This is a genomic window from Streptomyces sp. NPDC015220, from assembly GCF_043079345.1.
In the GTDB taxonomy this organism is placed as follows: Bacteria; Actinomycetota; Actinomycetes; order Streptomycetales; family Streptomycetaceae; genus Streptomyces.
Genome location: NZ_JBIBUK010000027.1, coordinates 33341 through 56583, shown reverse-complemented (window position 1 = coordinate 56583; position 23243 = coordinate 33341). Strand labels below are relative to the sequence as shown.

Below are 23243 nucleotides of genomic sequence, written 5' to 3'. Positions count from 1 at the left end.
AGTGCCGTCGGCCCTGTCAATACCGGCGCCGTTCGGCCGGTGAACATGTCGAAATCGGCGTTCCGGTTGGGTCCGGTGCTGAGTAAAGTGCCTCGAGCGCAACCATGAGGTGCCGTACGGGGACGGACGGGGGAAGATGGCCGCCGGGTTGTTCGAAGGGCAGTACGTCTGGCATCCGGCGGCGGACGACCGGGTGCTCGGGAGCGTGTGCGTCGATGTCCGGGCCGGCCGCTGGGCGAGTGCCCGGGCGGCCCTCGCCGAGACCCGCGGCGACTTCCCGCTGCGGGCCCACCGCTCCCTGGTGCTGGCCTCGGAGGCGGCCGATTCCGACCTCGCCGAACGCTGGCTGGCCGAGGAGCCGGCGCCCGAGGCCGCGTTGCTGTGGGCCCGGGTGGCGGTGCTCCGGGCGCTGCGCGCGGCCGACGCCCACGACGGACGGGCCGAGCCGCTGGAGCGGATAGCGCTGTCCGCCTGCGAGCGCGCCTCCGCGACGGACCCCGCCGACCCCACGCCCTGGGTCGCCAAGCTGGCCATGGCCCGGCTGCACCGCCTGCGCGAGCCCGCGCCGCAGGGCCTGCTCACCGCACCGCCGGGGCCCTGGCGGCTGTTCGCGCACATCCTGTCCCTGGACCCGTGGCACCGCGAGGCCCACCATCGTTTTCTGGCCTTCTTCTTCACCCGGTACGGCGGCTCGGTCAACGCGGCCTGGGACGTCGCCGCCTTCCTCGGCCAGCGCGCGCCCGCCGACTCCGCGCTGCGGCTGTTGCCGCTGGTCGCCCTGGTGGAGAGCTACGATCCCGCGCGGCTGCTCGCCGACCGGGTCTGGGAGCAGCCCCAGTGGCGCTCCACCGCCCTCGCGATCCACCACAACTGGCTGCCCACGGTGGCCGGTTACCGCTTCACCCCGGTGCTCGACCTGGCCTACCTCGCGCACGCGCTGGTGCAGGCCGGGCGGGAGAGCGAGGCCCGTGAGGCCCTCGGCGCCATGGGGCCCTACGCCTCTCGGATGCCGTGGTGCGTCTTCGGCGACCCCGTCGAGCAGCTCTCCCGGGCCCGGCGCGCCTGCGGCCTGCCCGTGCCCCCGTCGCCCTGACTGCGCACGCCGCGCCGGGCCCCGACCACGCAGCCCCCACGAGAGAAAGGCCGAACCGTGTCGCAACGGAGACCCCTCCCGCGTGTCAAGACCCCCGCCGGAGCCCACCGGGCCCACGGTCGGACGGACCCGGGAGCGCTCGACGACGACGCGACCCTGCACGCCATGGGCTACCCGAGAAAACTGACCCGGCGCTTCAAGGCGTTCGACAACTTCGCGATCTCCTTCACCATCATCAATGTCCTCTCGGGTATTTTCTCGTCCTTCGGCTTCGGGATGAACGCGGGCGGTCCGCGCATTCTCGTCTTCGGCTGGATAGGCGTCTCAGTGATGGTCCTTTTCGTCGGGGCGGCCATGGCGGAAGTCGCCTCCGCCTATCCGACGAGCGGGGCGCTGTATTTCTCGGCGGGGAAACTCGCCAGACGGCACAAGGGCGCCTGGTCCTGGTTCACGGGCTGGCTGAACTTCGTCGGTCAGATCGGCGGCACCGCCGCCACCGGCTACGCGGCCGCCACCTTCGTCCAGGCCCTGGTCGCCCTGCAATGGCCGTCCTACCGGCCGACCGCCCATCAGACGGTGCTGATCACCGCGCTGATCATCGTGCTCCAGGGGCTGGCCAACACCTACACCGTCCAACTGGTCGCCGTCCTCAACCGGATCTCCGTGTGGTGGCTGCTGATCGGACTCGTGGTGATCGTGACCGCGCTGACCGTCATGCCCGACCAGCACCGCTCGGCCTCCTTCGTCACACATTTCGCGAACAACACCGGTTTCACCAGCGGGCTTTACGGCGGCATGCTCGGTCTGCTGGTCACCAGTTGGACCTTCACCGGGTTCGACGGCAGCTTCCACATGTCCGAGGAAACGGTCCGGGCGACCGTCAACGCGCCCAAGGGCATCACCCGTGCCATCGGCTGGTCCGCGCTCACCGGACTGGTCCTCATGCTCGCCCTCGTGGTCAGCATCCGTGACTACGACGGAGTGGCCCACTCGGCGGCGCCGCCCGTCCAGATCCTCATCGACGCCCTCGGCGAGGGCACCGCGAAGGCACTGCTGCTGATCGTGATCGGGGCCATGCTCTTCTGCGGCCTGGCCAACCTGACCAGCAACACCCGGCAGATCTTCGCCTTCTCCCGGGACGGCGCCATGCCCGGCTCCCGCTGGTGGCACTCGGTCTCCCCGCGCACCCGCACCCCCGTCAAGGCGGTTTGGCTCGCGGTGGCCTGCTCACTGGCCCTGGTGCTGCCCGGCTGGTGGTCGCACACGGCCTTCACCGCCATCGTCAGCGTCAACGTCGTCGGGCTCTTCCTCGCCTACGCGGTGCCGATCCTGCTCCGGCTGCGGCTCGGCGACGAGTTCCGGCCAGGCCCCTGGCACCTGGGCCGCTGGGGCCGGCCGGTCGGCGTGGTGGCGGTCACCTGGATCGTGCTCAGCAGCGTGCTGTTCATGCTGCCGCAGGCCGCGCCGCTCACCGTCGACTCCTTCAACTACGCCCCCGTCGCGCTGGCCGCGGTCCTGCTCGTGGCGACGGTGTGGTGGTTCGCCGCCGCCCGCCGCCGCTTCCAGGGACCGGTGAGCTACGGACGCCCGGACGAGGTCGCCGCGATGGACCTCATCTGACCCGCCGACCCCGGCGGCCCTGCCCGGGGCGCCCCCGCATGAGGGTCGCGGCGGTGGCGCAGGCGCAGGTCATGCCAGTGGTGGAGACCAATATTGGTGGGCGTGGCGTGTGTCGTAGTGCTGGCAGGAGCCGGTCGCCGCGGCCATAGTGGGCGCAGCGCCGTGCACGGACCCGCCATCCGCCCCGACTCGGACACCCGGGGGTCACCCACCCATGAGCAGATCCGAACAGCCGTCCCGCAGAACCGTCCTGACCGCCGCGGTGGCCCTCGCCGTGACGGGCAGTACGGCACCGGCGGCCGCCGCCGGCGCCCGGGGCGGGCGGACGACGCCCGCCCGCCCGGTCGACTACCGGGCCTGGACCACGTACACCGACTGGCGCGGCGGAGCCCTCCAGGGAACCCGAGCGGTCGCGGGAGCGCGTCCCGCCCTGGAGATCGCCGCACCGGCCGGCACCACCGGCTACACCGACCCGCACACCGGCGCCACCGCCGCCTGGGAGTACGCCACCTGGACCGGCCCGGTCCACCGGCTGCCCGTGCCGGCCACCGAGGCGATCGCCTCCTGGAACGCGCACACCCCGTCCGGCACCTGGCTCCAGGTGGAACTGCGGGGGACGTACTCCGACGGCACCGACTCCCCCTGGTACGTGATGGGCCGCTGGGCCGCCGGCGACGAGGACATCAGGCGCACCTCCGTCGACGGTCAGGGCGACGGCCGGAGCACGATCTGGACGGACACCTTCTCCGTCGACGATCCGGCCTCCGGCCTGCGCCTGGCCGCGTACCGGCTGCGGCTCACCCTGTACCGGCGGCCCGGCACCCGGCTCACTCCGACCGTCTGGCGGGCCGGCGCCATGGGCTCCGACGTCCCCGACCGCTTCACCGTCCCCGCCGTCCCGCCGGGCGGTCCGGGCTGGGAACTGGCCGTGCCCCGGTACTCGCAGGAGATCCACGCCGGTCAGTACCCCCAGTACGACAACGGCGGCGAGGCCTGGTGCAGCCCCACCTCCTCGCAGATGGTCATCGAGTACTGGGGCGGCCGGCTCACCTCCGAGCAGCTGTCCTGGGTCGACCCGTCCTACGCCGACCCGCAGGTGTGCCACGCGGCCCGCTCCACCTACGACCACCAGTACTCGGGCTGCGGCAACTGGCCGTTCAACGCGGCCTACGCGGCGACCTTCAAGGACCTCCAGGGCGTGGTCACCCGGCTCGGTTCGCTCACCGACCTGGAGACGCTGATCGCGGCCGGCATCCCGGTCATCACGTCCCAGTCCTTCCTCAGGACCGAGCTGACCGGCGCCGGTTACGGCACCTCCGGCCATCTGATGACGGTCATCGGCTTCACCGCGGACGGCGACGTCGTCGCGGGCGACCCGGCCTCGCCGAGCGACGAAGCGGTCCGGCGCGTGTACCCGCGCCGGGAGTTCGAGAACATCTGGCTCAGGACCAAGCGGTACAACGCCTCCGGTAAGGTCGCCTCCGGCAGCGGCGGCGTCTGCTACCTCTACTTCCCGGCGCATCCCGCGCCCCACCAGCGCCGGGCGCTCGCGGCGGTGGGCGTGCGCTGACCGGGGCCGGCCGCACGGGGCGCGGGCGGCGGTCGCACGCGGGCACCGGAGCCGCCGGTAGAGGGGCGGCCCTCCTGTGACCAAGCTCTCCGCCGCGCGCGCCCGCACCCGTGGCAGGGTGGACGGCGGGGCGCGGCGGAAGCGCCGCGGCGGGGGAGGCCGCCCCGCACATCCGGCCGGCCCGCCCGGCCCGTACGTCCGACCACTGCGAGAGACCATGACCGCTCACTCGGCCACCGCCCCCCACGCCCCCGCCCGTGTCCGCACCGGCGGCCCTCAGGACGACGGCGACGGCCCCAAGATCCTCGAGCACGTCCTCGGCTGGACCCTGGTGGTGGTGGTCGCGATGCTCGTCACCCAGCTCGGCCTGCTCTGACCTGACCCGTACCGGACCCGCCGTACCGCGGTCGTCCGGCCGCCGGCCGGGCACCGGGCCCGAACTGATGTCCAGTCAGCGGCGCGGGACCGGCATCCGAGGCGCTCCGCGTTCCCCGGCGGGGACCTGCGGCCGGGCGTGAGGCTTTCGGCGATCGGAGGCCCGCCGCGCCGAACTGGCGGTCGGTTGACGCCGGTCGCCCGCCGACGACCAGGACGGCGCGCTGTCCCCGGACGACGTCGTCCGGCTGGTCCGGGCCGCCCACCGCACCGTCGTCAGCCGCGGCGTCGGCTTCGGCGCCGAGGTCCACGCGGTCCGCGACGGTGTGCGCGGGGCGATCCTCGCGGCCGTCGCGGAGGGCGGCCGCGGACGTACCGCCGTCGCGTCCGCCCGCCCGCGCGGGCCCGCTCGCCCGAGTACGCGGCGCCGAGGGCGCCGCTCCCGACCGGAGCGCCCGCCCCGAACGCACCCGCCGGACCATGGACGATCCGCCGGCCGAGTCCCCGGAGGGACGCGCCGCGCGCAGCCGGTGCGCCGGGCCCGGCGCGTCCGGCCTCCGCACGCCCCCGGGACGGCCGGGCGAACCGGGTGAACCGGACAGTCGCCGCGGCCGTGGGCCGTGGTGGCCGGAGGTGTCGGCCCTTTCTTGAAGTAAGCGGTCGTTAACCGGTGACTCCATGCCTCCGATCGGGCATACTCACAGCGCACAGCCGCTGGTCAGCCGCTTCCGCGACCCGGGAGTGCGAGCATCGAGCGGCCCGAGGAAGACTCCGGCGGAGCCGCCCCACCCAAGGCGCACGTCCGCCAGTGCCCGACAGGGAGGAGAGCGTCGCCATGCCCGACCGCGCCCCGCAGCCGGTGGACCGGCAACTGCCCACGGACGAGGCCCGGGACCTGATCTCGCTCGTCCGCGACATCGCGCAGCACGAGATCGCCCCGAAAGCGGCCGAGGAGGAGGACGCCGGGCGCTTCCCGCGCGAGGTCTTCACCCTGCTCTCCCGCTCCGGACTGCTCGGCCTGCCCTACGACTCCGAGTGCGGCGGCGGCGACCAGCCGTACGAGGTCTACCTCCAGGTCCTGGAGGAACTGGCCGCGGCGCGTCTCACCGTCGGTCTCGGCGTCAGCGTGCACACCCTGGCCGCCTACGGCCTCGCCACCTACGGCACCAAGGAGCAGCGGCTCGAACACCTGCCGGCGATGCTCGGCGGCGGCCTGCTCGGCGCCTACGCCCTCTCCGAGCCGGCCTCCGGCTCCGACGCCGCCTCACTGCGCACCAAGGCGGTGCGGGACGGCGACGACTGGGTGATCACCGGTACCAAGTCCTGGATCACCCACGGCGGGATCGCCGACTTCTACACGGTCATGGCGCGCACCGGCGGCGAGGGACCGCGCGGGATCACCGCGTTCCTGGTACCCGGCGACGCCGAGGGGCTGAGCGCCGCGGCACCGGAGAGGAAGATGGGCCTCAAGGGCTCGCCGACCGCGCAGATCCACCTCGACGGAGTGCGGATCGCCGACGCCCGCAGGATCGGTGAGCAGGGACAGGGCTTCGCCATCGCGCTGTCCGCGCTCGACTCCGGACGGCTGGGCATCGCGGCGTGCGCGATCGGCGTCGCCCAGGCGGCGCTCGACGAGGCGACCGCCTACGCCACCGACCGGCGGCAGTTCGGGCGGCCGATCGCCGACTTCCAGGGCCTGCGCTTCATGCTCGCCGACATGGCGACGCAGATCGAGGCGGGCCGCGCCCTCTACCTGGCGGCGGCGAGGCTGCGCGACGCGGGCCGGCCGTTCGGGCGGCAGGCGGCGATGGCCAAGCTGTTCTGCACGGACACGGCGATGAAGGCGACCACCGACGCCGTCCAGATCCTCGGCGGATACGGCTACACCGCGGACTTCCCGGCCGAGCGCTACATGCGCGAGGCCAAGGTGCTGCAGATCGTCGAGGGCACCAACCAGATCCAGCGGATGGTCATCGCCCGTCACGTCGCGGGTCCCGAGACCCGCTGAACTGCCCGAGACCGAGGAAGGGCGCCGAGAGCCGGACCCACTCCGGGTCGTGGCGCCCCGGCAGGGTGCGGCCCCGGTCGGCCCAGGCCCGCACCAGATCACGGTAGATCGGCGGGTCCGCGGAGTGCGGCGGCACGGACGGAAACGCTGCCGCGGGCGGCGGCACGAAGATACGACGCCGACGCCCGGCCGCCGGCTCGATGGGGGTCATACCCGGGCAACGCGGCGCCGGGCGGGCAGGTCACCGGGCCACGGAATCGAGCGTGAGTCCAGCGGTGTCCGCCCCCCGCGCCCCTGGGGCCGCCTTCGGACGGCTTCCGCACCGGCCGCGCCACCGCAGGACCCGGACCGGGCCGGGACCCGGCGCGGGGCCGACCGGCCGCCGTACCCCGGTACCGCACCACGGCGGCCTGCGTGCCGTGGCGCGGGTGCGGCAGACGGAAGGAGCCGGTCAGGCGGCGTGCCGGCGCATCGCCGGCACGCGGATCGGGCGCGAGCCCGGGCCGCCGACGTGCGAGAAGGGCTGCATCCGCCAGTCGAGCCCCTGGGGGAGCGTCAACAGCAGGGCGGTGTCCTGCTCCTGGGGCTCCACGGACTCGTCGGCGGGCCGGGCCTCGGCGGCGCCGCGGCCCGTTCCGGCGCAGACCGTGAGCCCGAAGGGGTTCCACGGGGAGGCGCACAGCGCGTGCTCCGGCAGCACCTCCTCGTCCGCGAGCAGGGCGATGGGCTGCGCGCAGTCCGGGCAGATCACCCGGTACATCTCGAAGGTGTCGTAGGCGTCGAGTTCCTCGCCGTCGAAGTCGTCGGGTTCGACGCCCTCCGGCTCGGGTTCGAGGATCGGCTGCTGTCGCTTGGACACAGAACGACCAGGGCGCTTGAGACTCTGCATGGGATTCTCCCCCTAAGGCTGGGCCGTGAAGGCGCTGCGGCCTCGACCACAGCAAGCACTTCCCGTCCGCCCTCGGCGGTAATCACGAGAACATCACGGAGCGCCCGCTGAGAGTGTGGCGTTGGTCACACGACGTTCACAAGGGTCCGCGGCGACTGATTTGTCCCCCCGTGCCGCTCGCCCGCCGCTCCCGTCACCGGCCCGAACGGGACATGACCTGGGCCGCCGAGGTATCCGAGGAGATCACCGCACTGTAGGTTCTTGCGCCATGGAGGAGCTGGACCGACAAATCGTGCAGCTGCTCGTCAAGGACGGGCGGATGAGCTACACCGACCTGGGCAAGGCCACGGGCCTGTCCACGTCGGCCGTGCACCAGAGGGTGCGGCGGCTGGAGCAGCGCGGCGTCATCCGCGGCTACGCCGCGGTCGTCGACCCCGAGGCGGTGGGGCTGCCCATGACCGCCTTCATCTCGGTCAAACCCTTCGACCCGAGCGCGCCCGACGACATCGCCGACCGTCTGGCCGGCGTCCCCGAGATCGAGGCCTGCCACAGCGTGGCCGGCGACGAGAACTACATCCTCAAGGTGCGCGTGGCCACCCCGCACGAGCTGGAGGAACTCCTGGCCCGGCTGCGCACCCTGGCGGGAGTGTCGACCCGCACGACGGTGGTCCTGTCCACGCCGTACGAGGCCCGGCCGCCCCGCATCTGACCGGACGGCGCCGGCGCGGCGGCCGCCCCGGCCGCCGCGCGGTGCCGACGGGCGTCCGCCCGCCGGGGGAGCGGCTCGGGAGGATCGCTGCGCCGGGCCCGTCCCCGCCGCCCTGCCTGTCGGCCCGCTCGGGCGAGGCGGGAGACTGGTGTTTATGAGTGAGCGCACCGCCGAACCGCAGACCGTCCTTCTCCGCCGCGGCGAGGTCCACAGTCCCGCCGACCCGTTCGCGACCGCGATGGTCGTGGAGGCGGGGCAAGTCGCCTGGGTCGGCTCGGAGGGGGCGGCCGACGCCTTCGCGGACGGCGTCGACGAGGTGGTCGACCTGGACGGCGCCCTCGTCACCCCGGCGTTCACCGACGCGCACGTGCACGCCACCGCCACCGGCCTCGCGCTCACCGGTCTCGACCTGTCCGACGCCCCCTCCCTGGAGGCGGCCCTGGCCCGGGTACGGGAGTTCGCCGCCGCCCGTCCGGACGACAGGGTCCTGCTGGGCCACGGCTGGGACGCCGCCCGCTGGCCCGGCGGCCGCCCGCCGACCCGTGCGGAACTCGACGAGGCCACCGGCGGCCGCCCGCTCTACCTCAGCCGGATCGACGTGCACTCCGCGGTCGTCACCACGTCCCTGCTCGACCTGGTGCCCACCGTCCCGGGGGCCGGCGACGGCCCGTTGACCGCCGGCGCCCACCACGCGGTGCGCGCCGCCGCGTTCGGCGCGGTCACCGCCGCCCAGCGCGCCCGGGCCCAGCGGGCCGCGCTCGCCCACGCCGCCTCCCTGGGCATCGGCTCCCTGCACGAGTGCGGCGGTCCGGACATCTCCTCGGAGGACGACTTCACGGGCCTGCTGCGCCTGGCCGGCGCGGAGCCCGGCCCCCGGGTCGTCGGCTACTGGGCGGAGCAGGACGTCGACAAGGCCCGTGAACTGGGCGCGGTGGGCGCCGCCGGAGACCTGTTCGTCGACGGCTCCATCGGCTCGCACACCGCCTGCCTGCACACGCCGTACGCCGACGCCGAGCACACCGGCACCGCCTATCTGGACGCCGCCGCCGTCGCCGCCCACGTGGTCGCCTGCACCGAGGCGGGCCTGCAGGCCGGCTTCCACGCCATCGGCGACGCGGCCGTGACCGCCGTGGTCGAGGGTGTGCGCGCCGCCGCCGAGAAGGCCGGGCTCGCTCGCGTCCGCGCCGCCCGGCACCGCGTCGAGCACGCCGAGATGCTCACCCCGGAGACCGTCGCGGCCTTCGCCGAGCTGGGCCTGACGGCGTCCGTGCAACCGGCGTTCGACGCCCTGTGGGGCGGCGAGGACGGCATGTACGCGCGGCGTCTGGGCGCCGAGCGGGCCCGCACGCTGAACCCCTTCGCGGCCCTGCTGCGCACCGGCGTGCCGCTCGCCTTCGGCTCCGACAGCCCGGTCACGCCGCTGGACCCGTGGGGCACGGTCCGCGCCGCCGCCTTCCACCGCACCCCCGAGCACCGCGTCTCCGTCCGCGCCGCCTTCACCGCGCACACGCGCGGCGGCTGGCGGGCGGTAGGGCGGGACGACGCGGGCGTCCTCGTGCCCGGCGCGCCCGCGGACTACGCCGTGTGGCGCACCGACGAGCTCGTCGTGCAGGCCCCCGACGACCGGGTGGCCCGCTGGTCCACCGACCCGCGCTCCGGCACCCCGGGGCTGCCCGACCTCGCCCCGGGCCGTGACCTGCCCGTCTGCCTGCGGACCGTGGTGGGCGGCCGGACCGTCTTCGTACGGCCGGGCGAGTGATCTCCAGGGGCGGCACGGCGGCGGTCACCGCCCGCCGCCCCGTCGCGCGACCTGGGCATCCTCCGCGCCCGCCGGCCGGCGGTGGTCGCCGGGGCGGCTCGGCAGGCTGTTTGACAGGCGGCGGCGCAGGGCCGGTAGGTTCTGCCGGGTCCACCACCGGACGCCCGACCGGGGAACCTCCGTGCCCGCGTCGCAGCGCCGCTGGGTCAGGGACGGTGTGCCGCACCGGCGTCACCGTCGCTGGGAGCCAGGCTCAGCGTCCGCGTCGGCGGGGGAACGTTCCGGACGGTCGGCGAGGTGTGACCCGGGTGGGGCCCGGCCGCTCAGTAGACAACGGCTTCAGGCCGATCCGCAGCCAGCGGGTCCCAGGTCGGCCCGAAGGGCGCCGGGCCCCCACCCGCAGACCGGCGGCTCCCACGGCGCCTCGCGCGCACGCCGGTCTCCGCACATCCCAAAAGGGCGTTCTTACCCCGCTCTTGCCGAAACGACACCGCGGTACGCACGTAGCGTGGCGTCCCCGCAGGCGGTGGCCACTATGGTGGTCCTCTGCGTACGGACATGAAGGGGCAGTAGTGAACCACGGCGACGGCACCCCCGCTGCGGGTGCCCAGGAGAGGCGGTTCGGTCCGCTCGGCACGGCGTTGGTGATCATTCCGACCTACAACGAGGCGGAGAACATCAAGACGATCGTGGGCCGAGTGCGCGCGGCCGTCCCCGAGGCACACGTCCTCGTGGCCGACGACAACAGCCCCGACGGCACGGGCAAGCTCGCCGACGAGCTGGCCGCCGAGGACGAGCGGGTCCACGTACTGCACCGCAAGGGCAAGGAGGGCCTCGGCGCCGCCTATCTGGCGGGCTTCCGCTGGGGCCTGGAGCACGACTACGGCGTGCTGGTGGAGATGGACGCCGACGGCTCCCACCAGCCGGAGGAACTGCCCCGGCTGCTGACCGCGCTCAAGAGCGCCGACCTGGTGCTCGGCTCCCGCTGGGTGCCGGGCGGGCGCGTGGTGAACTGGCCCAAGTCCCGGGAGTTCATCTCCCGCGGCGGCAGCCTGTACTCGCGCCTCGCCCTCGACCTGCCGCTGCGCGACATCACCGGCGGCTACCGCGCCTTCCGCCGGGAGACGCTTCAGGGCCTGGGCCTGGACGAGGTCGCCTCGCAGGGCTACTGCTTCCAGGTCGACCTGGCCCGCCGCGCGGTGAAGGCCGGATACCACGTCGTCGAGGTTCCGATCACCTTCGTGGAGCGCGAACTCGGCGACTCCAAGATGAGCCGCGACATCCTCGTGGAGGCGCTGTGGCGGGTCACCGCCTGGGGCGCCGGCGAGAGGGTGACCAGGATCACCGGCCGGGGCGGCAAGCCGCAGGGGTAGCTCTTATCCGGTGCTGAGCCGCGCCCAGGCACACTGGAAGCATGACGACAGGCGCTCCGACCTCCCCGTACTCCGCCCGGCCACGGCGTTCCCGGCTCCGCAGGTTCCTGCCGCTGGGCCTCGCGGCCTGGCTGGTCCTGGAGATCTGGCTGCTGACTTGGGTCGCGGGCGCGGCCGGCGGGGGCACGGTCTTCCTGTTGCTGCTCGCCGCGCTCGTGCTGGGCGCGGTGGTGATCAAGCGGGCCGGCCGCCGCGCCTTCCAGAACCTCAACGAAGCGCTGCAGCGCGGTGGCACACCGTCCGCACGCCGCGGTGGCAACGGCCTCATGATGCTGGGCGGTCTGCTGCTGATGATCCCCGGCGTGATCTCGGACGCGGTGGGCCTGCTCCTGCTGCTCCCGCCGGTCCAGCGGGCCGTCGGCCGCTTCGCGGAGCGCAGGCTCCGTGCGGCCGTCCCCGACACGCTGGGCGACGCCTTCCAGCAGGTCCGCATCCACCGCCCCGACGGCAAGGTCGTTCCGGGCGAGGTGATCAGGGACGACGAGCCGGGCGGCGCGCCCCGCGAGCAGCGCCCGCCGCTGACCCGGTGAGCACGGCCGGCCCGTCCGGGGACGCCCCGCGGAAGGGCGCCGGGAGGGTGCCCGTACGAGGCCGACGGGGGCCGGACGGCGGTCCGGCCCCCGGCCGCCCGTGACGGCGCCCCGTGACCTGCCCGCGTACGCGGAACGGCGACCTCCCGCGTACGGAACGGCGGCCTCCCGAATACGGAAAGGGGAACGGGCGCCGTACGTGTATCACGTACGGCGCCCGTTCCCCACTCGCGTGCGCTGCGATCGGGCCGGAGCCCCGCGGGACTACGCGCTCTTGCGGCTGTCCCGAGGATGGACGGCGATGTTCATCGCACCGGAGCGCAGCACGGCGAGGCGCTCCTCGAGGACCTCTTCGAGCTCCTCACGGGTGCGCCGCTCCATCAGCATGTCCCAGTGCGTACGCGCCGGCTTGGCCTTCTTCTCCTCCGGACCGTCGCCGTCCACCAGGAGTGCCGGGGCCCCGCAGACCTTGCACTCCCACTCCGGCGGGATCTCCGCCTCGACCGAGAAGGGCATCTCGAACCGGTGCCCCTTCTCGCATGCGTACTCCACGGCCTGGCGCGGAGCCAAGTCGATACCGCGGTCCGTCTCGTAGCTGGTCACCACGAGGCGCGTGCCGCGAAGAGCTCGCTCACTCATGAATCGTGCCTCCCGGGCTTGTCGCCCACAGGACAGGTGTCGCTGTCGTCGTCATCCGGTCAACGTCCGGTCGGCGGTAAAGATTCCCGTTCCGATGTCCCGTTCCGGGTCATGTGTCGCCGTCGTAGCCGCAGCCTTGTCAACCAGTGCAGTACCCACCAGCGCCCGCTTTGTCACATCTGCAACCAGATGTCACCCAGCGTTTCGGCATCTTTGACGCGCAGTAACGGTACGCCTGGCAGGCCAAACGCGTACACTACCGCCCTTTCGCCTGGAGTGCTAAATCCGCTCGGAGGCCGGGCTGCCCGCGCCCCGGATCGCCCGCCCCGCCGGGACCCGTCCGAGCGGCGCGAAACCGATCGCGAGGACACCCGGGCGGGGGCTCAGACCCAGACGCCCCGCTCCTCCATGACCTTGCGCAAGGTGTCGATGTGATCGGTCATGATGCCGTCGACGCCGAGGTCCAGGAGCCGGTGCATCGGCTCCGGCTCGTTGATCGTCCACACGTGCACCTGCAGTCCGCGCGCGTGCGCCGCGCGGACGAACAACCGGTCGACCACCGGGATGCCCGACTGCGAGACCGGCACCTGCGCGGCGACGGCCGACCCGCGCAGCGCCGCGGGCGCCCCCCACGAGCGCAGCCGCAGCCCCAGCACCCCGCGCGTTCCGTACGACGTCGCCAGGCGCGGTCCGGCCAGCCGCTGGGCCCGGGCCGCACGGGCCTCGGAGAACGAGCCGACGCACACCCGCCCCCAGGCGTCCATGCGCTCGATCACCTCCAGCAGCGGCAGCAGCGCGGGCTCCGCCTTGACGTCGACGTTCCAGCGCACCTCGGGGAAGGTCTCCAGCAGCTCCTCGAAGAGCGGCACCGGCTCACGGCCCGCCACGCGCGCCTGCCGTACCCGCGCCCAGGGCAGATCCGCGATCCGGCCCGAGCCGTCGGTCACCCGGTCCAGGGTCGCGTCGTGGAAGGCGACGAGCCGGCCGTCCGCCGTGGCGTGCACATCGGTCTCGATGTACCGGTAGCCGAGGCCGACCGCGCGCCGGAACTGCGCCACGGTGTTCTCCGGGCCGTCGCCGGCCCCGCCGCGATGCGCGAACGGAATGGGCCCCGGATGGTCGAGGTACGGGTGCCGTACGAGCGTGGTCACGGACGCAGTATCACTCTTTCGGGTGACTCGATGGCAACGGCCGGGCCGCCGCCGGCCACCGCCGGAACGGCGAACAGGCGCAGGAAGACCTGGGCCAGCGGGCCGATCGACACGGCGTACAGCAGGGTGCCGACGCCGACGGTGCCGCCGAGGGCGAAACCGGTGACGACGACCGCCACCTCGACGGCCGTGCGCATCAGGCGGACCGAGCGTCCGGTGCGCCGGTGCAGCCCGGTCATCAGCCCGTCACGCGGCCCGGCCCCGAACCGGGCGGCTATGTAGAGGCCGGTGGCCGCCCCGTTGAGCACGACGCCCGCCAGCAGCAGCGGGACGCGGACGGCCAGGGCGCGCGCGTCGGGCAGCACCGCGAGGGCGCCGTCCATCGCGACGCCGACCACGAGGACGTTGGAGACCGTGCCGAGGCCGGGCCGCTGACGCAGCGGGATCCACAGCAGCAGCACCGCCGCGCCCACGGCGACCGACACGGCGCCGATGGTCAGCCCGGTGAGCTCCGCCAGGCCCTGGTGCAGCACGTTCCAGGGCTCCAGGCCGAGGCCCGCCTCGACCAGGAGCCCGGAACTGACGCCGTACAGCACGAGGCCGGCGTAGAGCTGGATCAGTCGCCGTCCGAGACGGTCCCGTTTGGACAAGGTGTCCCCCTGGTGGTGGAAGTGGCCTGGCCCATGACACCCTGTGGCTTGGGATGGAAAACCATCCAGGGCCAATTCGGGGAAGGTGGACTGGTAGTCATGGCGCAGTGGACCTCGGCGATGGGCGCCGCTCAGCTCGCCCGGCTGCTCAACTCCCAGCAGGGCCGCCCGGCGGGCCCCGGCACCCGCCGCCCGCCCGCGTACCGCGCGCTCGCCGACGGCATCCGGTTGCTCGTCCTGGAGGGCCGCCTCCCGGTGGCCGCCCGGCTGCCGGCGGAGCGGGAGCTGGCCCTGTCCCTGTCCGTCAGCCGCACCACGGTCGCCGCCGCCTACGAGGCGCTGCGCACCGAGGGCTTCCTGGAGTCCCGGCGCGGGGCGGGCAGCTGGACCGCGGTACCGGCCGGGAACCCGCTGCCCGCGAGGGGGCTCGAACCGCTGCCGCCGGAGGCGCTGGGCTCGATGATCGATCTCGGCACCGCAGCCCTGCCCGCCCCGGAGCCGTGGCTCACCCGGGCCGTGCAGGGGGCGCTGGAGGAGCTGCCGCCCTACGCCCACACGCACGGCGACTACCCGGCCGGCCTGCCCGCCCTGCGGTCGATGATCGCGGAGCGGTACACCGCGCGCGGTATCCCCACCATGGCCGAGCAGATCATGGTGACGACGGGTGCCATGGGCGCCATCGACGCCATCTGTCACCTCTTCGGCGGCCGTGGCGAGCGCATCGCCGTCGAGTCGCCGTCGTACGCCAACATCCTCCAGCTGATGCGGGAGGCGGGCGCCCGGCTGGTGCCGGTGGCGATGGCCGAGGGACTCGCCGGGTGGGACCTGGACCGCTGGCGCCAGGTGCTGCGGGAGGCCGCGCCCCGGATCGCCTACGTGGTGGCCGACTTCCACAACCCGACCGGTGCGCTCGCGGACGAGGACCAGCGGCGCCGCCTGGTGGAGGCGGCCAGGTCGGCCGGGACGGTGCTCGTCGTCGACGAGACGATGAGCGAGCTGTACCTGGAGCCGGACCTCGGGATGCCGAGGCGCGTGTGCGGCTTCGACCCGGCGGGCTCCACCGTCATCACCGTCGGCTCCGCGAGCAAGGCCTTCTGGGCCGGGATGCGCATCGGCTGGGTGCGGGCCGCGCCCGACGTGATCCGCAGCCTGGTCGCCGCCCGGGCCTACGCCGACCTCGGCACCCCCGTGCTGGAGCAGCTCGCCGTGAACTGGCTGTTCAGCACCGGCGGCTGGGAGCAGGCGGTGCAGGTGCGGCGGGGCCAGGCCCGCGACAACCGGGACGCGCTGGTCGCGGCCGTGCGGCGCGAGCTGCCCGACTGGGAGTTCGAGGTTCCGCGGGGCGGCCTCACTCTCTGGGTCCGCACGGGCGGGCTGTCGGGGTCCCGTATCGCGGAGGCGGGCGAGCGTGTGGGCGTGCGCGTGCCGTCCGGGCCGCGCTTCGGCGTCGACGGCGCCTTCGAGGGGTACGTCCGGCTGCCCTTCACCGTCGCCGGAGCCGTGGCCGAGGAGGCGGCGACGCGACTGGCGGCGGCGGCGCGGCTGGTGGAGAGCGGGGCGCCGGTCGGCGGCGAGTCGCCGCGCACCTTCGTCGCCTAGTAGCGGTCGCCGGCCCCGCTCAGGAGGGCTCGGCCACGGCCGCCTCCGTGGGGTCCGGCACGGCCTCCGTGGGCTCCGGCACGGTCTCCCCGTCCGCCGGAGTGGTCTTCGGCGGCAGGAGGTCCCGCACCGCCTTGCGCAGCGCGGCGCTCGTCGAGTCGTCGTACGGGTCGGGCGTCGCCGGCACCTGGAGCCGGTGCACCGCCCCGGTGCCCAGCCGGGCGTAGCCGCGGCCGACCGGGACGGCCGGGAGCGGCGTGGTGTGCGGCGGCGCCCCCAGCACCGCCTTGAGCTGCTCCGCCGTCGCGGGGCCCAGCACCACCCGGGCGCGCGTGTGCTGCCGCAGCGCGTCGCTGAGCGCGTCCGCGCAGTCGAACTGCTCGGCCACCACGACCGTCACGTTCACCGCGCGACCGTGTCGCAGCGGCACCTGGAGCAGCGCCTGCGGGTCCTTGCGGCCGTCCGCCGCGGCGAGGTGCGTGAACGCGGTCGGCCGGTCGAGCAGGAGCCACAGCGGACGCCTGGTGTCGTCCGGCGGCGGCTGGCCGGCCTGCCGCGCGCGGTTGACGGCGATCAGCCGGCGTTCGGTCTCGGTGGCCGCCCACTCCAGGCTCGCCAGCACCCCGGTCAGCCCGCACTCGACCGCGAGGACCCCGTCGCGGCCGGTCAGACAGGCGTACTCGCCGGTGCCCCCGCCGTCGACGATGACCAGGTCGCCGTGCTGGAGGGCCTGCAGCGCCACGGAGCGCAGCAGCGTGGAGGTGCCGCTGCCCGGCTGGCCCAGGGCCAGCAGGTGCGGCTCGGTGGAGCGCAGCCCGGTGCGCCAGACGACCGGTGGCGCGTCGCGCTGTTCCGTCCCGTAGGTGAGGGGCAGTGTGCGCTGCACCTCGCTGGGGTCGGTGAAGCCCAGCACGGTCTCGCCCGGGGCGGTGACGAAGCGCTGCGCGGGGACGCCGGTGGGCAGCGGGGCCAGTGCGGTGAAGGCGAGCTCGTTGTCCTCCTCGTTCCAGGCGAAGAGGTACTCGCGGCCGCGGCCGGCCTTGGCGGTCAGCAGGTGCTCGATGCGCGCGCGGGACTCCGGCTCGCCGTCGGTGAAGTACGCCGGGTACCGGATCAGCAGGTGGGAGACGCGGCCGGAGTCGTCGAATTCGTGGGAGAGGAAGGCCTTCTCCCACGCCCCGCCGTGCGCGTACAGCGGCGCCGGATCCTCGGCGGCGGAGAAGTACGGCACCAGGGCCTCGTAGAGCGACGCCAGGCGCTGGACGTGGGACTCGTCGGGGCCGTCCGGCTCGGACGGGGTGCGGTCCCGGCCCTGCCAGGCCGCCGCCGCCGTCACCACGACGGCGGCCAGCAGCGGACCGTACGGCATCACGGCCACGACCAGGAACAGCGAGGCCACCATGAACAACAGGGGCCCGCGCCGGTCCTTCGGGGTCTGCGCCCACCCGCGCCGGCCGGCCGCGGCGAGCCGGCGCAGCCCGCGGGCGATGGTGATCAGCGGGTGGAGGACGTCCGTGGCGCTGTCGGCCGCCGTCCGGGCCAGCTCCCGGCTCCGGGCGAGCTGCGCGCTGCCTGTGCTCAGAATGCGGGGGAGGGGGCGCCGGGCCACTGCTGCCTCCTGTGGGTACGGGCGGGCGATGGGATGCTTGTCCGGACGGCGCCGGCCGAAGGCCTCGGGCCGGGCGGCGTCAGAACCTCATACCGCCGAGCAGGCTGGCCAGGCTCTCGCCACCGGCTCTGATGCTCGGGGCGACGGCCGTGCTGGCGAGGTAGAAGCCGAACATGGTGGACACGCACGCGTGCGAGGGCTTCAGCCCGTCCTTGCGGAAGAAGACGAAGCCGATGACGCCGAACAGGACGACGCCTGAGATGGAGAGGATCATGTGAATCTCCTGGTGTCGAAGGGGGACAGTCACCCTGAGTCCTTCCAGGATCACAGCATGTATCCATATGACAAAAGGTGCAACTGAGTGAAATCCGCCTGATTTCCCTCGCCCGGCGCAGTCGACGGGCGTGGCGGTCGGACGGCCCGGCCGTGCGGGGGGAGGGCCGAAGTGATCTTCACCCCCGGCGCGCCGGGTCATGTGCCGGGTAAGCCAGTACCCTGGCGATTCACCCGTACGGCGCAGCCGAGCGCGCCGCCGTACGCTTGCTCCCCGAAGTCCCTGAGCAGTACCTCCCGGGCACCGCGCTCCCCAGCGGTGTCCGGAGCGACGAGCAGTACCCCAGCAGTCACCGAAACAGTCCCCAACGCTCGTAGTGAGAGGCGGTCCGGCCGATGAGTGAAGCCCCCGACCCCGAGGTCGTGGAGCTGGCGACCAAGATCTTCGATCTGGCCCGGCAGGGGCCGGCCGACGCCCTCGTCGCGTACGTCGACGCGGGCGTCCCGGCCAACCTCACCAATGACCGCGGCGACTCCCTCGTGATGCTCGCCGCCTACCACGGCCACGCCGACGCCGTCCGCGCCCTGCTGGCCCGCGGAGCCGACGCCGACCGCGTCAACGACCGGGGGCAGACACCCCTCGCCGGAGCGGTCTTCAAGGACGAGCGGGACGTCATCGAGGCCCTGCTGGAGGCCGGCGCGGACCCGTCCGCGGGCACCCCGTCGGCCCTGGACACGGCCCGCATGTTCGGCCGGACCGAGCTGCTCCGCCTGTTCGGCGAGCAGTGACACCACGGGCCGTGAGCAGCTGAAACGGCCCGCTGACCAGGAACGACACACACAACGGGGGAGGCGGTACGGGGCCGCCGGAAATTTCGGTCGCGGCAGCGCAGACGCCGGGTCATCATGACGTCGTGGTTCACGGACACGACGGATGGGCAGGTGTTGCCGCACCGCGTGGACCGTGATGCGGTCCGCATGGGCCACCGACGAGAGGCAGAGGAAGATGGTCTACAGCAAGCAAGAGACGGCGGGCGCTCCGACGTGTTGTCACGCGGCCAGGTAGTGCGTGTTCCCCGGTTGCGTCGACGCTTGATGTGAGGCTGTTTCCCATGTTCGATCCGGTCATAGCGCCCAGCGGCACGCTGCTCGGCCTGCTCCAGCGGGGCCGCGGCGACGGCACACTCCACGCGCTCACCGCGCCGCGCACCGAGGCGCTCGCGGCACTCGACCACTGCGTGCTGCGCGACCCGCGCCACGACTGGCAGGTGGAGAACCGCTCCCTCTACTACGCCCGTCTCTACCTCGACCTGAACGGCGAACTGGACGCGATCGAGGCGCACCTCTTCGACCCCGAGGACGCCCTCGACACCGACGAGTCCCGCACCGGACTCGCCCTCGCCGTCCTCGGGCACCTCGCCTCCTACGGCAGACGGGACGCGCTCGCCCTGCTGCGCGGATACGCCGCCCGCGGCTCCAACTGGGCGTGGGCGCTCGACGAACTGGCGCTGCGCGACGACGACGCCGGGCTGCGCGCCCTCGCCGCACCCGTCCTCGCCCGCTTCACCACCGACGCCGAGGGCGAGGCCGAACTGGCCGCCGCCGTGCGCGACGCCTTCGAGCCGCGGCCGTGGCGGCTGTGGGCCGAGGACCCGCGCGAGTCGATCGCCACGCGGGTGCGCGCCGCCCACGAGGCCGGCTGCTTCGACCGCTGGCAGCGGCAGATGCGCCCCACCGGACCCCGCCCGGGCTGGAGCGTGCAAGCCGTGTTCGACTGGGCCCAGCAGGGCCTGGACCGCGGTGCCGCCCTCCACGTCCCGGCCGCCCGCTGTCTCACCGCCGTGGCCGGCCCCGAGGACCGGCCCGAGATCCTCCGGGCCGCCCGGAGCGGGCTCGACGGCGCCCGCTGCACCGCCCTGCGCTACCTCGCCGACGGCAACGACCCCGACATCCTCGGCCTGATCGAGTCGGCGGTGTCCGACGGCTCGGCCGTCGTGGTCGAGGCCGCCGTGGACGCCTTCGAACGCATGCGCAGTGTCGCGGCCGTCGACCGGGCCCGCGGCTGGGCCGGCCGCCCCGACCGGCTGGGTGCGGCCGCCGGACGCATGCTGGCCTGCCGCGGCGGAGCCCGGGACCGCGAACTCGTCCTCGCCGCCCTGCGGGAGGCCGTGCGGGCCGAGGGACCCGACGCCGCCACCCTGTGGACCCTGGTCGACGGCGCCGGACGCCTCGGCATCGGCTGCGCCGCGCCCGTCCTGCGCCACGTCTACCGCGAGACCGCCTCCTCCCAGCTCCGCCATCGCGCCGCCCGCGCGCTGGCCGCCACCGATCCCTCCTTCGCCGCCGGGTTCGCCGTCGAGTGCCTGTGGGACTGCGAGGAGAGCACCCGCGAACTCGCCGCCCGGTACGCCGAGACCGGCGACACCAGGGTCGTCGAGCAACTGCGCCGGCTCGCCGCCGACCCGGCCGAGGAGGCCGAGGTGCAGACCGCCGTGCGCAGCCGGATCGGGCCGGACGCGCCCGCCGTGTGAACACCGGTGGCCCGCGGGCCGGGAGCGCGTGGTCCGCGGGCCCGCCCGGCCGGACCGCCCCGACGGCCAGGGGGCGTTCCGTGCCGGGAGGGACCGACGTCCGTGTTCCCCGTCGGGTGCGCCGCGCACCCGGGGCCTGCCGGACCCGGCCGGCGCACCGCCCACGCCCTCGACGTCCGTACGGCGTACCCGTGCTCACGCGTCGTCCGCCCCACCGGGTCCGCCGACCGTGAGTGCGCGCCGGCCGGCGCGCGATGTCGTGTGCGCGCGGCGGGACCGGCGAGTGGGGGCACGCGCGCGTGCCGCCCGCTTCGGCCGGACCGGCTCCGTGATGGCCTTCCTCGCCGCCCGCCGCCCGCCGCCCGCCGCCCGCCGCCCGCCGCCCGCCGCCCGCCGCGTTCCGGTCCCGACCGGCGGTGCCCCGAGCGCCCGGCGCCCCGAGCGCCCGGCGGCTCTCAGCGGCGCCGCACCGTCACGAAGCGGACCGGGGTGCCCGGGGCCGCCTGGGCGGCCGCCGGGAGGTCGGCGGCGCGGACCACTCCGACCACCGGGTAGCCCCCCGTGGTCGGGTGGTCGGCGAGGAAGACCACCGGGCGGCCGTCGGGCGGGACCTGGACCGCGCCCAGGACCATCCCCTCGCTGGGCAGTTCGCCGGGCCGGGCCCGCTCCAGAGCGGGTCCCTCGGTGCGCAGGCCGATGCGGTTGCTCGCCGACGACACCCGGTACCGACGCGTGGTGAGGACCCGCAGGGCCCGCGCCGTGAACCAGTCGTCGCGCGGTCCGAGGACGACGCGCAGCACCAGCTCGGCCGGCGGTCGCGGCTGCGGGGCGACGTCCACCCGCGCGCAGGGCCCGGCCGGCCGCCCCACCGGGAGCACCATGCCGTCGGCGAGCGGCGCGGGGCCGAGCCCGGACAGCAGGTCGGTGGCGCGGCTGCCCAGCACCGGCTCGACGGCGATCCCGCCGGCGACGGCGACGTAGCCGCGTACCCCGTGGACGGCCGCGCCCACCTCCAGCAGCGCCCCCGCCGGGACCCGTACCGGCGCTCCCCAGGCGGCCGGTCGGCCGTCCAGCGAGACCGGGCAGGGCGCGCCCCCGACCGCCACGACCACCTCGGAACGGGGGCGCAGCGCGCAGCCGTTGAGCGTGGTCTCCAGGACGGCGGCCCCGCGCGGGTTGCCGACCAGCCGGTTGACCAGCGCGGCGGCGGGCGCGTCCAGCGTTCCGGAGCGGGGCACCCCGAGATGCGCGTACCCGGGACGTCCCTCGTCCTGGACGGTGGTCAGCGCCCCGGCGCGTACGACGGCGAGCGCACGGTCCGTCACGGCGCCTCCACCGGCCCTTCCCGCCCCGCCGGTCGGGCCGGCTCCCCGGGCCCCCGCCGCCCCGGCGATCCCGGCCCGCCCTCCTCCTCCGGCTCCTTTGCCCCGGGCCCCGGCGGCTCCTGGGGGACGAAGCGCACACGCGTGCCCGGGGACAGCAGTGCGGCGGGCACGCGCGCGTGGTCCCACAGCACCGCGTCGGTGGTGCCGATCAGCTGCCAGCCGCCCGGCGACGAGCGCGGGTAGACGCCCGTGTACGGCCCCGCCAGCGCCACCGCGCCGGCCGGGACCGAGGTGCGCGGGGTGGCGCGGCGCGGCACATGACGGCACTTCGGCAGGCCGGTGAGGTAGCCGAAGCCGGGCGCGAACCCGCAGAAGGCGACCCGGAACTCGGTCGCCGCGTGGATGCGGGCGACCTCCCGCTCGGCGACGCCCCAGTGCCCGGCCACGACGGCGAGGTCCGGGCCGTCGTAGCGCACCGGCAGTTCCACCACCCGCTCCTCCTGCGGCGGTGCGGGCGGCACCCGCCAGGCGGCCAGTTCGCGGGCCACCCGGTCCGGTTCCGCGAGGCCGTCCAGGAGGACCGTGCGGGCCGCCGGCACGACCTCCTCCACCGTCAGCAGGCCCTCGGCGCGGCGGCGCAGCAGCTCCGCGTGCAGGGCCTGCGCCTCCTCACCGGAGGAGACCTCCACGAGCAGCGCGCCCGCGCCGGCCGGCAGCACCCTCACGCGAAGGCCTCCACCCGTACGCCCGCCGCCACCAGGCGTTCCCGCACCCGCCGGGCCAGCTCCACCGCACCCGGCGTGTCCCCGTGCAGGCACAGCGAGCGGGCCGCGACCTCGATGGGCGACCCGTCGTGCGAGAGGACCGTCCCCGAGCGTGCCAGGCCCACCGAACGCTCCACGACCGCCTCCGGATCGGCGATCACCGCGCCGTCCTGGCCGCGCGGCACGAGCGTGCCCTCGTCGGTGTAGGCCCGGTCCGCGAACGCCTCCGTGACCGCCGGCAGTCCGGCCTTCGCGGCCAGTTCCAGCAGCCTCGAGCCGGGCAGTCCGAGCACCGGCAGCGCGGCGTCGGCGAGCAGCACCCCCTCGACGACCGCGCCCGCCTGCTCCTCGTCGCGCACCACCCGGTTGTAGAGGGCGCCGTGCGGCTTGACGTACGACACGCGGGTGCCGGCCGCCCGGGCGAAGACCTGCAGGGCGCCGATCTGGTAGGCGACCTCGGCCGCCAGTTCGGCGGGCGGCACGTCCATCGCGCGCCGCCCGAACCCGGCGAGGTCCCGGTAGGAGACCTGCGCGCCGATCCGCACGCCCCGTTCGGCCGCCAGTCGGCACACCCGCCGCATGGTGACCGCGTCCCCGGCGTGGAAGCCGCACGCCACGTTGGCGCTGGTGACGACGGACAGCAACTGCTCGTCGTCGGTCAGCCGCCAGCGGCCGAAGCCCTCACCGAGGTCGGCGTTCAGGTCGATCGAGGTCAT

22 protein-coding genes are annotated in these 23243 nt (G+C 74.6%); 12 read left to right on the top strand and 10 right to left on the bottom strand.

Translation table 11 applies throughout. From position 1 onward, the window contains the following. The first annotated feature begins 136 nt into the window (after positions 1–136). The 5 genes from ACF061_RS34065 to ACF061_RS34045 all read left to right on the top strand — a co-directional run bounded on the left by ACF061_RS34065 (position 137) and on the right by ACF061_RS34045 (position 6666). On the top strand, positions 137–1093 hold the full coding sequence (locus tag ACF061_RS34065) for a hypothetical protein (protein ID WP_392270879.1): 957 nt from the start codon (positions 137–139) through the stop codon (positions 1091–1093). Between the two features lie 165 nt (positions 1094–1258). Continuing rightward, a complete protein-coding gene (locus ACF061_RS34060) occupies positions 1259–2713 on the top strand; it encodes an amino acid permease (protein ID WP_392270878.1) in 1455 nt (484 codons plus the stop codon). 214 nt (positions 2714–2927) lie between these two features. Then, a complete protein-coding gene (locus ACF061_RS34055; RefSeq protein WP_392270877.1) occupies positions 2928–4283 on the top strand; it encodes a peptidase C39 family protein in 1356 nt (451 codons plus the stop codon). Between the two features lie 217 nt (positions 4284–4500). Further along, positions 4501–4659: an SCO1431 family membrane protein gene (locus ACF061_RS34050; RefSeq protein ID WP_392270876.1), complete on the top strand. Its 159-nt coding sequence runs from the start codon at positions 4501–4503 to the stop codon at positions 4657–4659. An 834-nt stretch (positions 4660–5493) separates the two neighbouring features. Then, positions 5494–6666 carry an acyl-CoA dehydrogenase family protein gene (locus tag ACF061_RS34045; protein ID WP_392270875.1) on the top strand — a complete coding sequence of 391 codons (1173 nt, stop codon included), beginning with the start codon at positions 5494–5496 and terminating at the stop codon, positions 6664–6666. On the opposite strand, the gene ACF061_RS34040 is transcribed toward ACF061_RS34045, so the two are convergent. Both ACF061_RS34040 and ACF061_RS34035 read right to left on the bottom strand, forming a co-directional pair. Continuing rightward, positions 6629–6877, bottom strand: a complete 249-nt coding sequence (locus ACF061_RS34040) for a hypothetical protein (protein WP_392270874.1) — start codon at positions 6875–6877, stop codon at positions 6629–6631. The genes ACF061_RS34045 and ACF061_RS34040 overlap by 38 nt on opposite strands. A gap of 240 nt (positions 6878–7117) precedes the next feature. After that, entirely contained in the window at positions 7118–7555 is a 438-nt protein-coding gene (locus ACF061_RS34035) for a hypothetical protein (protein ID WP_392270873.1), read from the bottom strand. A gap of 268 nt (positions 7556–7823) precedes the next feature. Here ACF061_RS34035 and ACF061_RS34030 point away from each other — a divergent pair, with 268 nt between their 5' ends. The 4 genes from ACF061_RS34030 to fxsA all read left to right on the top strand — a co-directional run bounded on the left by ACF061_RS34030 (position 7824) and on the right by fxsA (position 11986). Then, positions 7824–8264, top strand: coding sequence for an Lrp/AsnC family transcriptional regulator (locus ACF061_RS34030; RefSeq protein WP_121888443.1), 441 nt, complete (start codon positions 7824–7826; stop codon positions 8262–8264). A 154-nt stretch (positions 8265–8418) separates the two neighbouring features. Beyond that, entirely contained in the window at positions 8419–10023 is a 1605-nt protein-coding gene (locus ACF061_RS34025; protein WP_392270872.1) for an amidohydrolase, read from the top strand. 572 nt (positions 10024–10595) lie between these two features. Then, a complete protein-coding gene (locus ACF061_RS34020; RefSeq protein ID WP_392270871.1) occupies positions 10596–11396 on the top strand; it encodes a polyprenol monophosphomannose synthase in 801 nt (266 codons plus the stop codon). Between the two features lie 41 nt (positions 11397–11437). Then, a complete protein-coding gene (gene fxsA / locus ACF061_RS34015; RefSeq protein ID WP_392270870.1) occupies positions 11438–11986 on the top strand; it encodes an FxsA family membrane protein in 549 nt (182 codons plus the stop codon). Between the two features lie 264 nt (positions 11987–12250). On the opposite strand, the gene ACF061_RS34010 is transcribed toward fxsA, so the two are convergent. From ACF061_RS34010 to ACF061_RS34000, 3 genes are all read right to left on the bottom strand, one after another. Beyond that, complete coding sequence (locus tag ACF061_RS34010) at positions 12251–12625, bottom strand: RNA polymerase-binding protein RbpA (protein WP_009187548.1); 375 nt, start codon at positions 12623–12625, stop codon at positions 12251–12253. A gap of 383 nt (positions 12626–13008) precedes the next feature. Beyond that, a complete protein-coding gene (locus ACF061_RS34005; protein ID WP_392270869.1) occupies positions 13009–13776 on the bottom strand; it encodes a glycerophosphodiester phosphodiesterase in 768 nt (255 codons plus the stop codon). After that, positions 13773–14426 carry a YitT family protein gene (locus ACF061_RS34000; RefSeq protein WP_392270868.1) on the bottom strand — a complete coding sequence of 218 codons (654 nt, stop codon included), beginning with the start codon at positions 14424–14426 and terminating at the stop codon, positions 13773–13775. Before ACF061_RS34000 ends, ACF061_RS34005 begins: the two co-directional genes overlap by 4 nt. A 99-nt stretch (positions 14427–14525) precedes the next feature. On the opposite strand from ACF061_RS34000, the gene ACF061_RS33995 reads away from it, so the two are divergent. After that, complete coding sequence (locus tag ACF061_RS33995; protein WP_392270867.1) at positions 14526–16025, top strand: PLP-dependent aminotransferase family protein; 1500 nt, start codon at positions 14526–14528, stop codon at positions 16023–16025. Positions 16026–16044: 19 nt separating this feature from the next. Here ACF061_RS33995 and ACF061_RS33990 read toward each other — a convergent pair whose 3' ends face one another. Further along, complete coding sequence (locus tag ACF061_RS33990) at positions 16045–17634, bottom strand: hypothetical protein (RefSeq protein ID WP_392270866.1); 1590 nt, start codon at positions 17632–17634, stop codon at positions 16045–16047. A gap of 79 nt (positions 17635–17713) precedes the next feature. Beyond that, positions 17714–17908 (bottom strand): hypothetical protein, encoded by a 195-nt coding sequence (locus ACF061_RS33985; RefSeq protein WP_392270865.1) that lies wholly within the window; start codon positions 17906–17908, stop codon positions 17714–17716. A 395-nt stretch (positions 17909–18303) separates the two neighbouring features. On the opposite strand from ACF061_RS33985, the gene ACF061_RS33980 reads away from it, so the two are divergent. Further along, positions 18304–18696, top strand: coding sequence for an ankyrin repeat domain-containing protein (locus ACF061_RS33980; RefSeq protein ID WP_392270864.1), 393 nt, complete (start codon positions 18304–18306; stop codon positions 18694–18696). A 323-nt stretch (positions 18697–19019) separates the two neighbouring features. Continuing rightward, positions 19020–20438, top strand: coding sequence for a HEAT repeat domain-containing protein (locus tag ACF061_RS33975; protein ID WP_392270863.1), 1419 nt, complete (start codon positions 19020–19022; stop codon positions 20436–20438). 455 nt (positions 20439–20893) lie between these two features. On the opposite strand, the gene ACF061_RS33970 is transcribed toward ACF061_RS33975, so the two are convergent. The 3 genes from ACF061_RS33970 to ACF061_RS33960 are packed head-to-tail and all read right to left on the bottom strand — an operon-like array spanning position 20894 to position 23243. Further along, complete coding sequence (locus ACF061_RS33970) at positions 20894–21763, bottom strand: biotin-dependent carboxyltransferase family protein (RefSeq protein WP_392270862.1); 870 nt, start codon at positions 21761–21763, stop codon at positions 20894–20896. After that, a complete protein-coding gene (pxpB, locus tag ACF061_RS33965; RefSeq protein WP_392270861.1) occupies positions 21760–22488 on the bottom strand; it encodes a 5-oxoprolinase subunit PxpB in 729 nt (242 codons plus the stop codon). Before pxpB ends, ACF061_RS33970 begins: the two co-directional genes overlap by 4 nt. Beyond that, a complete protein-coding gene (locus ACF061_RS33960; RefSeq protein ID WP_392270860.1) occupies positions 22485–23243 on the bottom strand; it encodes a LamB/YcsF family protein in 759 nt (252 codons plus the stop codon). Before ACF061_RS33960 ends, pxpB begins: the two co-directional genes overlap by 4 nt.